Source organism: Belliella marina, from assembly GCF_042682445.1.
Taxonomy (GTDB): Bacteria; Bacteroidota; Bacteroidia; order Cytophagales; family Cyclobacteriaceae; genus Belliella; species Belliella marina.
Genome location: NZ_JBHUHR010000045.1, coordinates 38638 through 54837 on the forward strand (window position 1 = coordinate 38638; position 16200 = coordinate 54837).

Below are 16200 nucleotides of genomic sequence, written 5' to 3' on the forward strand. Positions count from 1 at the left end.
TACTATTTCAGGCATTGATATTCCATCATCTATCGGGAAGAGATCAAAATCCCGGATTTTGCTCAAGGTTTGGATTAGCCAATACATCGGCTGGGGGAATGGAAAACAAGAAATATTGTTCAGAAGATGGGCTTTTCAAAGTCCAAGAACCTAAGAACTTCCCATATCTCACCATGTCTTGTCTCCTATGCCCTTCCCAGTACAATTCCCTGGCCCTTTCATCCAAAAGCAAATCCAGATCAATTGTTTCCCAAGAGCTTGCATTTCTATTCTCCCTGATATCATTCACTATTTCAAGTGCTTGCTGATCTTGTCCTGTTCTCAACAATGCTTCAGCTTTCATCAAGAGTACATCGGCATAGCGAAGGAGTACCACATCATTATCAGCTGCTCCAGGATTCGCATAATCAGGAATATACTTCACTGGTCTATACCCATTCCATAGCGTAGCGCCCACCAACGTAGGTACTTCCTTGGTAAATACAACCCCAGCCAATTCCTGACCATCAGGGCCATATTGTTGCCCTGTTAAAAAGCCTGCATTATAACCTCTAGGTGTAGTAATTGGGTGGTCATAATACTTTCTTATGTCATCGTCTTCAAACAAGTCATAAATCTCTGGAGTGGAACAAAAGCCATTCCAGCCACCTCCATTGGGAAGTGTCATTTCTGTTGGGAAAATGGCATGCCACCAGACCCAGAGAGAATGCGACCTTACACCTCCTCTTCCTTCGATGGTAAATAGAAGTTCATCAGATGCAGCGTTGTTGTCCGGACCAAAGCTGTCCCAGTAAAATCCAATCGATTTTCCAGTAATCCCATCTGCATATTCGATTACCTTTTGCATATCCCCAGAGGCGAATTGGGGGTTAGCCCTGTCATAATATACAGCTCTGTTCAAATACAACTTTGCCAACAAGCCTCTGGCAGCATTTTGGTTAGCCCTGTAATCTGGTCCAGTGGCGGACAACAATGGCAACACTTCTTCTACTTCTTGAATAATAAAATCTACTGCCTCTCCTCCGGACAAAACCGTGGATGGCAACAATAAATTTTCACCGGGCTCCCTAAATGGCACTTGGTTGAAAAGATCCAACACGCTATACATAAAGAAAGCTCTTAAAAATCTAGCTTCTGCAGCGATTTCGGTAGTTGGGTTAAAAGAAAGCACATTCGTTGCATCAAATATCCCTTTATTCAACCCATTCCAAACTGAGATCAAGTATGGATTTTGAGAAACCCAACTATGGGTATGAAGTTCCCTATAAACACCCCCATTATCCCAACCTGAAGGTCTAGAGGGAACTACAGCAGCATCTGCGGAGACTTCTTGCAACAACCAAACGCTTCCTGCATGCTGTATGTACCTGGCATCAAAATCCCTGTAAACTGTCTCCAATAAGGCATCAAAGTTGACATTCTCTTCCAAGTAGGCCCGGGCTTTATCATTGGGGAGATCAGATCTTAATTCCTCAACCAAGTCGGTACATGAAAACAGCAGCAAGGATAATGATATAGAATAATATGTTAATTTTTTCATGGCTATTTTAATTTTGGGTTTTAGAAAGAAGCATTGATGCCTAATAAGAATGTTCTCGCCGTAGGATATGGAATATATTCTATCCCAAAGGACGGAACCCCACCAACTCCTCTGTTTGTATTCACTTCAGGGTCAAAGCCTGAGTAATTGGTGAGTAAAAAAAGATTTTGGCCGGTGAAAGAAATCCGCACATTGCTAAATGCATTTTTAATAGCTCCCAAATTGTAGGCCATTGTCATGTTCTGCAGGCGCAGGTAATTTGCATTCTCCAAATATCTAGTCGAGACAACATTGGAATTCCCCAGATTTTCGCTTCCCAAACCTATCTCTGGGGAGGTGTTTCTTCCCAGCCCAAAATTTGCTGCTGTGATCAATGCGTTGGCAGTATTGTTATAGACTTGATGTCCAAAAACCCCATTCATACTCATATTGAAACTGAATTTCTTATAGCTTAAATTGGTGTTGAGACCTAACAGGAAGTTTGGATTTGGATTTCCTACAAACTGCTGTTCATCTGAATACATCGCCGATCCAGAGTTATCAAACCCTTGGAATTCCAGCATTTTAAAGGCAAATAGCGGTTGGTTATTCACTAACTGTTGTGCATTGCTGCCACCACCCAAACCATTTCCATTGATTTGTCCCGTGAGAACAGGTGCGCCTGTATAATCCTGCAACTTATTCTGTAAGAAAGTAGCATTTGCCCCAACTTCCCAAGTCAGGTTGGCTGTCTCTTTGACTAAAGCACTCAACATCAATTCAACTCCATTATTCCTGATCGTAGCCGGTAAATTTGTCCAAAAGGTAGCTGCGGGTGCAGGCTGGATCGTTGGCAGTTGGAATAGAAGATCTTTTGTTGCCTTATCAAAATATTCAATGGAACCAGATACTTTGTGGTTAAACAAGGTAAAATCAAGTCCGATATTATAGGTTTCAGTAGTTTCCCATCTTAAATCGGGATTTGCCACATTGACAAGAGATAGGCTCTGCAAGCCAAATGCATAGCGGTCTTGGGAAGCTCCGGCAGGGAATTCCTGGTTTCCGGTTCTACCCCAGCCAACCCTCAGTTTCATTGTGCTGATTGCTTGAAGGTTTTTCAAAAATTTCTCTTCACTCAGTACCCATGCTCCTGCAAAAGACGGAAAATATCCATATTTATTATTTTCCCCAAACTTGGTTGATCCATCTGCCCTCATGGTGGCAGTTACCAAAAACCTGTCGGAGAAGTTTAGGTTTACCCTGGAAAAGATGGACTGTATTTGGTTGCTAGGATCCCTGAATGAACTTACCCGTACATTATCCCTCGATGGATTCTGCAATATATCTGATCCATATATATCAAAAAGAGTAAAGCCCCTTGCCGTAATATTGTTCACATAGCTTTTGTAGTCTTGGAATTCATATCCTGCCAAGGCACTTAGTTTGAACTTGTGGAATTGTTTCTCATAGTTAAGCGTATGTGTGAGTGTACTGCTATTGAGTTGACTGGTATTGACCACTGCCAAACCTAGATCCGTTATCGTATTGAGGAATAATTCCCCAGAAGTATCTACAGTCCTGTTTCCTTTGGCATGGCTTACTCCTAGACTTACGCGATAATCCAAGCCATCCAGTATCCTATAACTTGCTGCTATAGATCCCAATATATTGGTAATGTTGCTTTCGTCATTATAATATTCCAATAAAGCCAAGGGGTTCGTTGGTAATCCAGACACGTTTCGGCCACCTTCCTGATACAATCTTTGGACGAAATTACCCTGGTTATCCCTAAATGGTGTAGTTGGGTTCCACTCAATGGCATTTCCGATTAAACTGCCGTTAACATTTGAATTTTCAGCTATTGGTGCCCCTCTTTCGGTATTGTTGGAAGCGATTAGATTGATATCCAATTTCAATCTATCATCAGGCATCAATTTATAGGTTGCAGAATAATTGGCTGTATATTTTTTGATTCCAGAATTCTTGATTATCCCTTCTTGATCATGGTAACCCAATGACAGTCTATAATTATTTTTGTCACCACCACCGCTGACAGAAAGATTGACGATCTTGGTCATAGCCGGTCTTGTTATCTCTTTAAAGGCATCTACTTCTGTCCCTCCGTCAAACTGTGTGAGCTCCCTGTGATTCAGAGCTTGCCGAAAAGTCGCTCCATCCATGATATCAGGTCTTCTTGCTATCACACTTACCCCAGATTGCATATCAAGGGACACCCTGGGTTCTCCGCTAATCCCTTTTTTTGTAGTAATTAAAACTACCCCATTTGCTCCCCTTGAACCATAAATGGCTGTTGCCGAAGCATCTTTGAGTATATCTATCGTAGCGATGTCATTTGGATTGATAAAATTCAAAGGATTAGAACCTTCCGTACTTCCCAATTCACCTGCTGTGGCTGCTGGCTTGGTGTTTCTTCCGTCCAATGGAACACCATCCACCACAAAAAGTGGTTGGTTGCCTGAACGGACAGAGGATGCGCCCCTGATTCTAAATGTAACTTCTCCTCCTGGTGCACCACTGTTGTTGACAATATCAACACCTGCTACTTTACCCTGTATCAACTGATCGGGGGATACATTGACACCTCTGTTAAAGCCTTCTTCTCCAACCCTGCTGACTGATCCCGTAAGGTCCCTCACCCTTGAAGTCCCGTAACCGACCACAACGAACTCTTCCAAGTTCTGGGTATCCTGTTCCAACTCGATTTCAAATGACGACTGGTTTCCGATGGGAATTTCCCTTTGTAAATACCCAATAAAGGAGACTATCAATGAATTGGCATCATCTGCTACATTCAATTCGAAATTTCCCTCAATATCTGTCACTACCCCAAGGGTAGTTCCTTTCACCAAAATAGAAGCTCCAGGGATTGGCTCTTTGTCTGACTTGTCCAAGACTCTACCTCTAATCACTTTGTCAATAGTCCTCTCTATGACCATATTATGGTCATTTGGAGAAAATGAGATGGCATATCCTACTTCAGGCATCTGGAAAAACACCAATAGCAAGGCATAGCCGAGTAAACTTGTTTTCATGGTTTTTGGGGTTATTTTAGGTTTATTGTTAAATAAGATTCAAAAATTGGTTAGCTTTTAAATCTTGTACTTGCTAAGCAAGCGAAAAACAAAATCAAACAGTATAATAATTGCACAACGGTCGATATTGTAAAACATAAATTGACAGACAGACCAGTACACAGAATTTTGGAAACAATGTTAATTTAAGCCCAAATATTGAGGCATACAGGATTTCTTATTCTCTATTGAAGGCTAAAAATGAAAAACAAAAAAACTGGAGAAACTGGGATTTGGCTTCACAAAGAAAACCCAGGTCCTTTGACACATGTACCATTCATCAGTCAATTTGGCAACATGAAATTTTCAAAAGTCAGGATGGATGAAAACATGAAACCCCATCTCAATGATGGAATAGAAGTCCATTTTATTGAAAGTGGCCGTTATGAATGGCTTATTGAAGGCAAATCAATTGACCTCTTCCCAGGGGATCTCTCCATCACTGCCCCATGGCATTGGAATGGAAGCCCAACAGGAAAAATGGATATGGGTCAGATTACCTGGATTATACTAAAACCAGAGAAATATGATTTACAAGAGAACTTAGATTTTGGCGCTTGGTTCAAAGATTCCAAGGAAACCCAAATCAGCCTCGGAAGATTGCTTGCAAGTGAAAAAGGGATTGTAATAAGAAATGCCAAACAATTCCGAAAATACTTCACCTCTATCAACAAAGAACTTCAAAAACAAGAATCTGGTTTTGAATTGGTTATCCGAAACCTATTGGAAAACTTTATTGTAGATTTGAATAGGGTACTGACTACGAGACAGCTAAAAATCGATAGTGAAGGTTCATTTATAGAAAATTTGACAAAAGAAATACAAAGCGACCTTTCCAAAAAATGGCCGGTGGAACAGCTTGCAATGAAATTTGGAATGGGTAAAACAAAATTCACGGAATTGGTGAAAAAGCTGACGGGTTATCCTCCAAACAGCTTTATCATCCATCTACGCATCGAAAAAGCCAAGACAATCTTAGTGGAAAGCGATAAAGTTAATCTAACAGACCTTGCCTACCACTGTGGTTTTTCATCATTACAGCACTTCACCACCTACTTTTCCAACAGGACTGGTCAAAGTCCTGCCCAATACCATCATATGAGGAATGGGAAATAGGTGTGGGGTGTGTTGTTGGGAAAAAATTGAAAAAGTAACCAGTTTCAAGATTTCTATAATCTCGAACTACAACTATTTGTTTTTTTCAATCACTGGCATTGAAGCAGAAAAATCAATATTCCAATCTTATTAAACATTTATCAAGACCGTCCCATGTTTGCTAAATATGTCCCTAAATTTCGATTTTTAACTCATGACGCGGTGAAAAAACAATATATTCACCGCTATTTTGCGGTAATTAATTATTATATTTACCGCAAAATAATTTTGGGAGATGGCAAAATACATTTACGAGCACAGAAACTGGACGAGCTTTACTTGGCGAGATAGAGATATAAACGCTTTGTTTGGTGAAGTTCGCTTGAAGCAAGGCAAGATCATTGGACAAATGGGTGCTTTGGGTTTTTCTGCCAAAGAAGAAGCCACGCTTACAGCCTTAACTTTGGACGTGGTAAAATCATCCGAAATAGAAGGTGAATTGCTAAACTACGATCAGGTGCGCTCTTCTATAGCAAGACGGCTAGGGATCGATACTGCGGGACTTGTGCCAAGCAATCGTCATATCGAAGGTGTAGTGGAAATGATGCTTGATGCAACACAAAAGCATTCCCTACCCTTGACAGAAAAACGTTTGCTTGGTTGGCATGCAGCACTTTTTCCCACTGGATATAGCGGTCCCTATAAAATAGAAGTAGGTAAATATCGAACGGGAGAGATGCAGGTAGTTTCTGGTGCATTGGGAAAAGAAAAAGTACATTACGAAGCCGTCAAACCCGAACTTGTAAAAGAGGAAATGGATAAATTCTTGGATTGGTTTAATAATGAAAACAAACTCGACCTTGTGCTGAAAGCTGCCATTGCTCACTTTTGGTTTATTATCATCCATCCTTTTGATGACGGCAACGGTAGAATCGGAAGAGCAATTACCGACATGTTGCTTGCTCGAGCCGAAGCTAGTGGGGAGCGTTTTTATAGCATGTCTAGCCAAATTTTAACAGAAAGAAAGCAGTACTATAAAGTATTGCAAAAGGTTCAACATAGTACTGGAGATATTACTCAATGGCTTGAATGGTTTTTAAACTGCTTAAAAAACGCTATGCTTGCCACAGAAACCACCACACAAAGAATATTGTATAAAGCTGAGTTTTGGAAAACACATGAAAACACATCCTTCAACGAAAGGCAACGATTGATGATCAACAAACTTTTTGATGGTTTTGAAGGAAAACTACAAACCTCAAAATGGGCTAAAATCACCAAAACCTCAACCGATACAGCTCTAAGGGATATAAAAGATTTGGTAGAAAAAAGAATTTTACAGCAAACAAAAGAAGGTGGACGGAGCGTCAATTATGAAATGGTAGAATTCAAAATAGAATAAATAGTGGATGAAAGTTGGTAACTATGAAATCGTCTGAACTGCTATAATATTTGAGTTCTTTGGAGGTAGGACTCAGTGATTAAACCTAAGCATCTAATTCCTTTTGTTTTACTTTTTAAAATTTATTTTGTCCTTCGGGGTTAAATACCAACTCCATTTTACCACAACGAACACCAAGGTTGCACTAAGGACACTATGGTTTGACAGTTATTTACAATTGGAAAAGCCCTTTGTTTGGGTTGTTAAATCTCTTTGGTCCTCATTGGGTTTGGTTCTCTAACATGATATCAAATACCTTATTGGTGAAACACTAAGCCTGCCCCGATGAATATCGGAGACATCAGAGCTACTCCCCTTATTCTATTCTATGCCTGAAAATTTTAAGGTACTAACAAAATTGTAAGTAATGACTAAAATAAAAGAAACATCTACCCATTTTGAAAACAAACAAAGCCTGACCGAATGCAATGCAACCATCTATGCTACAGATCTTTTAAGTGGTCAATGGACTTTGGCCATATGCTGTGTCCTGGAAAAAGGCAAAATGCGGTTTGGTGAGTTAAAGAAGAGTATTCCGGGCATCACCGAGCGCATGCTCACCCTTCAATTGCGGAAAATGGAAGCCAATAAGCTCATAAAACGCACGGTGTATGCTGAAGTCCCACCCCGGGTTGAGTATGAGATGACGGCCATTACCCATGAACTCGATCCCATTGTAAAAGAGCTGCAAGCCTGGGGGGAGAAACACAGGAAAATGATGGGGTAATCAGTGTGCTTTTCCAAAGAAAAAACCCTGAAATTGGGCTTTTCTTAAATGTCGAAATCAAGCAAGTTTCGGGTTTTTGACCTGCATGTTTATTTCAATATTTGTGTTAAAAAAAACCGTAATGATGAACGAGCAACAAAAATTAAATTACGAACGCATTGCAGAAGCTATTGAATATATCAAAAACAACTTCAAAAAGCAGCCCCATCTGGACGAAGTGGCATCAAAAGTACATTTGAGCCCCTTTCATTTTCAACGCTTGTTCAGTGAGTGGGCAGGAACGACCCCAAAGAAGTTTTTACAGTTCATCAGTCTGGAACACGCCAAAAAGCTGTTGAAAGAACAGCAAGCAACACTATTTGACACGGCATTGGATACAGGATTCTCTGGGACAGGCAGACTACATGACCTTTTTGTCAACATAGAGGGAATGACCCCTGCTGAATATAAAAACGGGGGAAAAAACCTTTTTATCAACTACAGTTTTGCCGAAAGCCCTTTTGGAAAGCTCATCGTTGCCTCAACCCACAAGGGGATTTGCCATATGGCTTTTAATAATGATGAAACAGACGCATTAAACGACTTAAAATCTAAATTTCCCTATGCTACCTATGAGCAAAAGTTAGACCCTATGCAAGAAAATGCCTTGTTTATATTTCAAAACGATTGGAGCAAATTACAGCAAATAAAACTGCATTTGAAGGGGACTGATTTTCAGCTAAAAGTTTGGGAAATGCTCCTTAAAGTCCCGATGGGAGAACTTTCCACATACAGCAATGTTGCTGGCCAAATAGGACACCCCAATGCTTCAAGGGCGGTGGGAACAGCCATTGGCAGCAATCCGGTTGCCTTCCTCATCCCCTGCCATCGGGTAATACAGTCCAGCGGCCATCTGGGAGGTTATAGATGGGGAATGACAAGAAAAACCGCCATGATTGGCTGGGAATCTGTAAAATCAGATAGTATGGCACTATAGCAAGTTTCGGGTTTCCCAACCCAGCACACATTCCAATCTTTGTAGCGGAAATTAAAACAAAACAACAATGCAAAGATTTAAAAACAAAAATGCCCTGATATCAGGCGGACGCAGGAGTTTCGACTATAAGATAATTTAGTACTAGACAAAAATTATTATTAAGCTCGAAAACACTTTAGGTAAAAAGTCTATTGCAACAAAAAGAAGTGAAAATCAGCATTTATCCGTTGCATCCGTGTCATCCCTGCCTACCGGCCAGGCAGGTGCGTGCTATTGTGTGTTTTCAGCATAAAATTGTATAAATAGAACACCGATGACGCTGATCTAGCGGGTCTCCACGGATTTTTTGAAGAGCACTAAAACAAGATAAAAACAACCTTATGGAAGAAACCAATTGGGATTTAATAACGGATGAAATGCATCAAAAAGGCTATGCCATCATTCCTCAAATGCTCACAAACAAAGCGTGTGAAGATTTAAAAGCCTGTTATAATTCAGCTGATTCTTTTAGAAAAACGGTAGTGATGGAGCGTTACAGTTTTGGCTTGGGGGAATACAAGTATTTCGATTACCCACTTCCCGAAAGAATTCAGCAAATCAGGACCACACTATACCCTCATCTTGCTCCCATTGCAAATACCTGGTTTAAAGCACTCAAAATTGACAGACAGTTCCCACTACAACACGCTGAACTTTTACAACAATGCAGGGAAAACAACCAACATAAAGCAACGGTGTTGATATTAAAATATGGCATAGGTGGATTCAATACCCTTCATCAGGATTTATATGGTGACATCTATTTTCCGATGCAGGCAGTATTGTTTTTAAATGACCCAGACCAGGACTATACCGGCGGTGAGTTTGTACTTATTGAGCAAACCCCAAGAGCCCAATCCAAAGCAATTGTTTTGAAACCTAAAAAGGGTGATATGCTAATATTCACTACCAATTTCAGACCCAAAAAGGGAGCCAAAGGATATTACAGGGCACCTATGAAACACGGTGTAAGCGAAGTCCACAGCGGGGAACGTCATACGCTTGGAATCATTTTTCACGATGCAAAGACTTAAAAACCTGAGTTCGACTATTCTCACTTTGTCAAAACAGTTTTAAATGGTGAGAACTACGAAAAGAAGGAGCGAACTTTTTTATGAAGTAATATTGGGATATTGCGGATTGAAAAAGTGAAGTATGTTGCCGTTTAAAACCGAATAGTCGGCTCAGTCAATAAAAACACCCATTTACTGCGTTAAATTTTTGGGCGATAGCTTAGGCTATCCCTCAAAAATTTGCCTTGTAACTGGATATTTTTATTGATTTTGACTTTGTGATAACAATCGAACTCAGGTTAAAAATGATTCAACATATAGAAATAACAGATAAGGAGTTATGGAACAAAATAAAACACAGGAAAATCTGTTTGGGAGGAAACCGGAAACTAAAAATTTATGGAACTTTGTCCTGTGTTTCGGGCAAAAGACTTAAAAGGGAAAACCGGGTATTTTTTAGCTCGGAAAAGGAAGCACTGGAAAGCGGCTACCGACCTTGCGGACACTGTATGAAAGCGCACTATCAAAAATGGAAAAATGGATTTATTTGACACTCAGCTAGACAAAACTTTCTGGAAGGCTTCAAGATCTAAATACCCCACTTCATAGATAATTTCACTAATGGTTAAAGCATTATACTCAAGAAATTTCTTGGCAGCTTCTGTCCGATTTTTTTGAACAAATGTATTTGATGGAGTTCAGTAGCTTTTGCTAAAGATATTAGCCCTGTATTTTTTAATGTATTCAATTTCATTTTTATGTATATCCGCTTTCTTACCAGTAGCCATTTAAAATAATGTATCCATATTGTTTCCAGGGCAAGTTGACTGTCAATCGTCGACTGTTGACAATTATCCGCATGATTACATATGCATAATTTAACTACTGGTGTCATTGCAGATAATCATATTCTTCAAAATGACTATCCGTTTTATTGCACGTAGCCAAACAATAAATTGTTGGGTGAGCGATTTGAGTTTCTGTTGACTACGCCACGGCACAAGTTGTTGAGGAGTATCCGCATCGGATAAAATCTTTTCTATCACAACGTGCAACATTGCGGATACTCATATTCTTTAAAGTGCAAACAGTGATTCATGACTTTCAAAACCAGGCATAAATTAATTGGATTTGGTTAAGGATTACCCCACCGAAAACCATCATGGAAATCAAGAATTCATCCAAAGTTGAGCCCAAGCCCGTATACCGAGCAATTATTTTACTCGGTTTGTTTAATTTTGTAAATCAAATATATAGCTTTGGGAAAATTAATTTGAGTAGCTTCTATTTGGGGTTTTGGAAACTCAAGTTTAAGCTATCCTGAAAATGTTATTTTCCCGGAAAACAATAGTTGCATGAACACAGAAGCTAACAAAACCAAAATTATCCAAGCTACAAGTGGTTGGCAATTGATTGATTTCAAGGAACTCTGGAGGTACAAGGATCTTTTGTATTTCCTGACCTTGAGAGGGATCAAGGCTCGGTATGCACAATCGATTTTAGGTGTCAGTTGGGCAATTATCCAGCCATTGTTTACGACTTTGGTGTTTACGATTGTATTTGGAGGGCTTGCAAAAGTAGACTCAGATGGCATGCCGTATATCCTGTTCTCTTATTTGGCATTATGGCCTTGGAATTACTTTTCCGGCACCCTAACCGAATCTGCCAACAGCCTAATCCAAAATGCAAATATGATCACCAAAGTGTATTTTCCGAGAATGGTTTTGCCACTTTCATCCATACTTTCCAAGCTCTTGGATTTTGTGATCGCCTTTGTGGTGGTAATTGGTTTGCTGATCTATTTCAAAGTCAGTCCAGGTTGGGGATTATTGTTTTTGCCAGTCTTGATTATCCAGTTGCTGATGACTTCATTGGGGATCGGGATGTTTTTGTCAGCGATGGCAGTGAAGTATAGGGATGTAAAGCATGCACTGACCTTCGTCATCCAACTCCTACTTTACGCTGCACCGGTGGTCTATAGCACCAATGCAGTGCCCGAGCAATATCAAAAATTCTACATCCTCAACCCCATGGTCGGTGTAATCGAGGGTTTCAGGGGCGCCTTCCTCGACAGACCTATGCCTTGGGAGTGGATCTGGCCTGGTAGTATCGTAGCTATTGTGTTTTTTGTATTCGGCATGTTCTACTTCCGAAGAATGGAGCGGGTTTTCGCTGATGTGGCTTAGGGGGATATGAGACTTGAGATGTGAGAAACAAAGGATGAAAGTGAAGAGAGAGTCAACCCCGATAGGGGTTAAACTTTGAGTAGCTCCGTATGAAATGCGGGGGATAAAGATGATGGGTAGGAAAAGCAACCCCTAAGGGGTTGAACTTCTCTAATCACTAGAAAAAAGTGTCAAGTAAAACCAGTTCGAGATTTCTCCATACTGTCGAAATGACGACTAAGTCACCTCGATCGCAGGAGAGGTCTCGTTGTGAATTAAAGAGGTGAAGTAAAAATACGGCTCAGTCCTGTGAACTCGGTTCGAGATTTCTTCCCGCAGGATTGCGGGACAGGCTCATTTCCTCCCTAAAGTGAGGTAAAGTCGAAATGACCAATCAACATTCTAACCCATTTTTTCAATCCGTCACGGACAAGTTCTTTCAATTTTCCAATTTTAAAATCTTCCAATCTTCCAATCTTTAAACCCAATTTAAAATCTTTCAATCTACAATCTTAAATTCTTCCCCCTCCCCATTTTCTACCACTCAATGAAAAGTTTTTAGTATATAGCTTAATATTTTTTACATTTGGTTACATACATTTCTTAATCTTCCAAAAGCCTTTTCCAGAAACGATTTCACTTAAAACTTTACTTTATGAAAATGAAACAGCTACTCATCTTTATCATTTTATCCTTGGGCTGCAACCTCCTTTCGGCACAAAATAACCAGGGGTATTACATGGAACCTGAGATACACAATGACCTGATCGTCTTTGTTTCGGAAGGAGATTTGTGGAAAATATCCCGATCAGGTGGCGAGGCTACCAGGTTGACCACGCATGCAGGAGATGAAAGGAGTCCGAAAATTTCCCCCGACGGAAAATGGGTTGCTTTTGCAGCTTCCTACGAAGGTCCTACTGAAGTGTACATCATGCCTATTTCAGGTGGAATACCGAAAAGGTTGACCTTCGAAGCAGCTGCTTCTGTGCCAACAGCCTGGAAGTCTCCTACTGAATTGGCTTATGTCACCAACCAATACTCTACCCTACCTAGACTACAAACAGTCACCATTGACATCAACTCAGGACAAAAAAACATCCTTCCTCTCGAAATGGCTGCCGAAGGTAGTTTTTCTGAAGATGGTGACACCTATTTTTTCGTCAGACCGACATTTCATAATAACGTAACCAAAAGATATGAAGGTGGAACGGCCCGTCAAGTGTGGAAATTTACAGACGGCGCTGAAGAAGCTGTCAAACTCACCAAAAACTACAGAGGCGAAGACCATCATCCTACCTATCATCAGGGACGTGTTTATTTTCTTTCCTCCCGTGACGGCATAGTCAATGTCTGGTCAATGAATGAAAATGGAGAGGATCTCAAGCAACATACCAAACAAGACACCTACGATGTAAGGGAAGCATCTTACCATGGTGACCTGATCGCCTATAGAGTTGGCGCAGATCTACATACTTTCAATATCAAAGATGGTTCTGACAAAAAACTGGACATCCAACTCAATTCTGATTTTGACCATACCCGTGAAAAATGGATCAAAAACCCTGAGAATTATATCACAGGAATCTCCGTCAGCAATGATGGGAAAGAAGTGGCTTTTACATCAAGGGGAAGAAGTTTTATCCTCCCAGCGAAGGAAGGGAGGACTGTGAGACTTGACAGAAAAGATGGCGTACGTTTTAGGGACATTGTATTTTCTCCAGATGGAAAAAATGTATATGTATTTTCAGACGAATCTGGGGAATTTGAAATCCACCAATACGATCCAAAAGGACTCAAAGGTGGCAAACAACTCTCCAAAGACGGAACTACATTGAGGTTTAATTTGACACCTTCTCCAGATGGTAAAAAATTAGCATTTACAGATCTCAACAGGGATTTGTGGGTATTCGATATCGCAACGGGTAGCAGCACCAAAGCCTCCACCAATCGAGAAGGCGTCAGCGGTATCGCTTGGTCACCAGATAGTCAATGGATCGCTTTTTCACAATCCGCTTCCAATACTTTCAATCAAATCTTTGCTTTTCAAATCAACACAAAAAAACACATCGCCATCACATCCGATTGGGCCAATAGCGTCAATCCACAATGGAGTCCTGATGGGAATTGGATCTATTACCTTTCTGACAGAAACTTCGAAACCCGTGTCAGCTCACCTTGGGGAACCCGTCAGCCAGAACCATATTGGGAAAAGCAGATGAAAATCTACCATATTTCCCTTAAGAAGGGAATAGTTTCTCCATTTCACTACAATCATGAATTGAAAAAAGAGGAGAAGAAAGATGATAAAAAGGCAGAAGGTGAGGTAAAAGTGACTATTGAGGAAGAAGGATTGATGCAGCGCTTGAGAGAAGTGCCTGTTCCTGCTGGAAACTATAGAAGTTTGGTCGTGACGGATAAAGCCCTGTACTATCTCAATGATGCAAACGGAGATGGGAAAAATGCCATCACCATGACACCGATCGATTCAAAAGCTGAACAAAAAACATTTATAGAAAATGTGAGGAGATTTGTCACTTCTGAAAACAACAAATACATGTTGGTCACAGTGGGAAGCAGTCACCATATTGTTGAAGTAAAAACCTCCCCGATCAGCAATCTGACCGAGATGAAACTGGATTTGAGCAAATGGAATTTTTCCATAGATCCAAAAGAAGACTGGAAACAGCTTTACACAGATGCTTGGAGAATGGAGCGAGATTACTACTATGACCCAAATATGCATGGAGTAGATTGGGATAAAATGTACACCAAATACCTTCCTTTGGCAGAAAGAGTAACCACAAGGGCAGAGCTTTCAGATGTATTGGGAGAATTGATAGGTGAGTTGAGCGTACTGCATACGAGTGTTGGCGGTGGTGATTTGAGAAGAGGAGATGACCAGATCAACCTTGGTCTTTTGGGAGCTCGATTATCAAAAAATGAAAGCCGAAAAGGATTCCAAGTAGACTATATCTACCAAAGTGATCCCGATTATCCTACCGAAATGTCACCACTCTCCCACCCTGATATCATGATCAACAAAGGTGACATCATCACCCATGTAGATGGAGAGGCCGTCATTTCCGCTACTGACATCAATTATTTCCTTCGGGACAAAGCTGGAAAACAGGTACGACTTTCCCTTGTGTCTGAAAACGGAACTAGCCTTGAGGATCGTGTGATCATCCCGATGGGTTCCTATGCAGAATCCAATTTGAGATACAATGATTGGGAATATACCAGGCGACTGGAAGCAGACAAAGCTTCTGATGGAGAAATCGGATATGTCCACCTGAGGGCAATGACGGCGGGCGATATCAGTCAGTGGTACAGGGATTTCTACCCACAGTTTAAAAAATCAGGATTGATCATCGACGTAAGAAATAATAGAGGGGGGAATATTGATAGTTTCATCTTGGAAAAATTGATGCGTGAAGCCTTTTTCTATTGGAAAAACAGAGAAGGTGAGCCATACTGGAACATGCAGTATGCATTCCGTGGACATTTGGTTTTGTTGGTGGATGAATTCACAGCTTCGGATGGCGAAGCATTTGCCGAAGGCTTCAAAAGACTCAAACTAGGACAATCCATAGGCGCAAGAACTTGGGGCGGAGAAGTATGGCTTTCCGGCGTCAACACCCTGACTGATAATGGGGTAGCAAGGGCACCGATGATGGGTGTATATGGAGAAGAAGGAGAATGGCTAATCGAAGGCGAAGGCTTCATTCCAGACATCGAGGTGATCAATTTGCCAAAAGCATCATTTGAAGGAAAAGATGCACAACTGGAAACAGCAATCGAGCACCTAAAAGAACTCATCAAAAAAGACCCAAGACCAGTCCCAAGCCCACCAACCTATCCTGATAAGTCATTCAAAAACAACTGATTGTAAAGGAGGAAGATCGAAGACTGAAGGAGGAGTTTGAAGTACAAAGTACCAAGTAAGATGTACCAAAGCCTGTCCCGAAGGATTTCGGGAAAGCGAGTGAGACGTGAGATTTGAGAAGCGAATGAATCTCGCAGAGATCACAAAGTTGCAGAGATGCGCTGAGGATAGTAGATGCTGGATTACAATCAAGTACCTAGCGAATTCTTGATTCATTATTCGGAGTTCAAAATTCATAATTTAAAAA

General features: G+C 40.7%; 10 protein-coding genes. 8 read left to right on the forward strand and 2 right to left on the reverse strand.

Going from position 1 to position 16200, the window contains the following annotated elements; translation table 11 throughout:
- Positions 1 to 43: 43 nt before the first annotated feature.
- The gene (locus tag ACFSKL_RS17190; protein ID WP_376887651.1) at positions 44 to 1540 is read right to left on the reverse strand and encodes a RagB/SusD family nutrient uptake outer membrane protein; all 1497 of its coding nucleotides are present in this window, start codon (positions 1538 to 1540) and stop codon (positions 44 to 46) included.
- A gap of 20 nt (positions 1541 to 1560) precedes the next feature.
- Entirely contained in the window at positions 1561 to 4572 is a 3012-nt protein-coding gene (locus ACFSKL_RS17195) for a SusC/RagA family TonB-linked outer membrane protein (protein WP_376887654.1), read from the reverse strand.
- Positions 4573 to 4812: 240 nt separating this feature from the next.
- On the opposite strand from ACFSKL_RS17195, the gene ACFSKL_RS17200 reads away from it, so the two are divergent.
- From ACFSKL_RS17200 to ACFSKL_RS17235, 8 genes are all read left to right on the forward strand, one after another.
- Positions 4813 to 5727 carry a helix-turn-helix domain-containing protein gene (locus ACFSKL_RS17200; protein ID WP_376887656.1) on the forward strand — a complete coding sequence of 305 codons (915 nt, stop codon included), beginning with the start codon at positions 4813 to 4815 and terminating at the stop codon, positions 5725 to 5727.
- Positions 5728 to 6001: 274 nt separating this feature from the next.
- Positions 6002 to 7108, forward strand: coding sequence for a Fic family protein (locus ACFSKL_RS17205; RefSeq protein ID WP_376887658.1), 1107 nt, complete (start codon positions 6002 to 6004; stop codon positions 7106 to 7108).
- Between the two features lie 406 nt (positions 7109 to 7514).
- The gene (locus ACFSKL_RS17210; RefSeq protein ID WP_376887660.1) at positions 7515 to 7874 is read left to right on the forward strand and encodes a winged helix-turn-helix transcriptional regulator; all 360 of its coding nucleotides are present in this window, start codon (positions 7515 to 7517) and stop codon (positions 7872 to 7874) included.
- Between the two features lie 121 nt (positions 7875 to 7995).
- Positions 7996 to 8850: a bifunctional helix-turn-helix domain-containing protein/methylated-DNA--[protein]-cysteine S-methyltransferase gene (locus ACFSKL_RS17215; protein ID WP_376887662.1), complete on the forward strand. Its 855-nt coding sequence runs from the start codon at positions 7996 to 7998 to the stop codon at positions 8848 to 8850.
- A 380-nt stretch (positions 8851 to 9230) separates the two neighbouring features.
- Complete coding sequence (locus ACFSKL_RS17220) at positions 9231 to 9923, forward strand: 2OG-Fe(II) oxygenase (RefSeq protein WP_376887665.1); 693 nt, start codon at positions 9231 to 9233, stop codon at positions 9921 to 9923.
- 284 nt (positions 9924 to 10207) lie between these two features.
- Positions 10208 to 10453: an Ada metal-binding domain-containing protein gene (locus ACFSKL_RS17225; RefSeq protein WP_376887667.1), complete on the forward strand. Its 246-nt coding sequence runs from the start codon at positions 10208 to 10210 to the stop codon at positions 10451 to 10453.
- Positions 10454 to 11257: 804 nt separating this feature from the next.
- A complete protein-coding gene (locus ACFSKL_RS17230) occupies positions 11258 to 12088 on the forward strand; it encodes an ABC transporter permease (protein WP_376887669.1) in 831 nt (276 codons plus the stop codon).
- Positions 12089 to 12722: 634 nt separating this feature from the next.
- Entirely contained in the window at positions 12723 to 15953 is a 3231-nt protein-coding gene (locus tag ACFSKL_RS17235; protein WP_376887671.1) for a S41 family peptidase, read from the forward strand.
- Positions 15954 to 16200 lie beyond the last annotated feature (247 nt).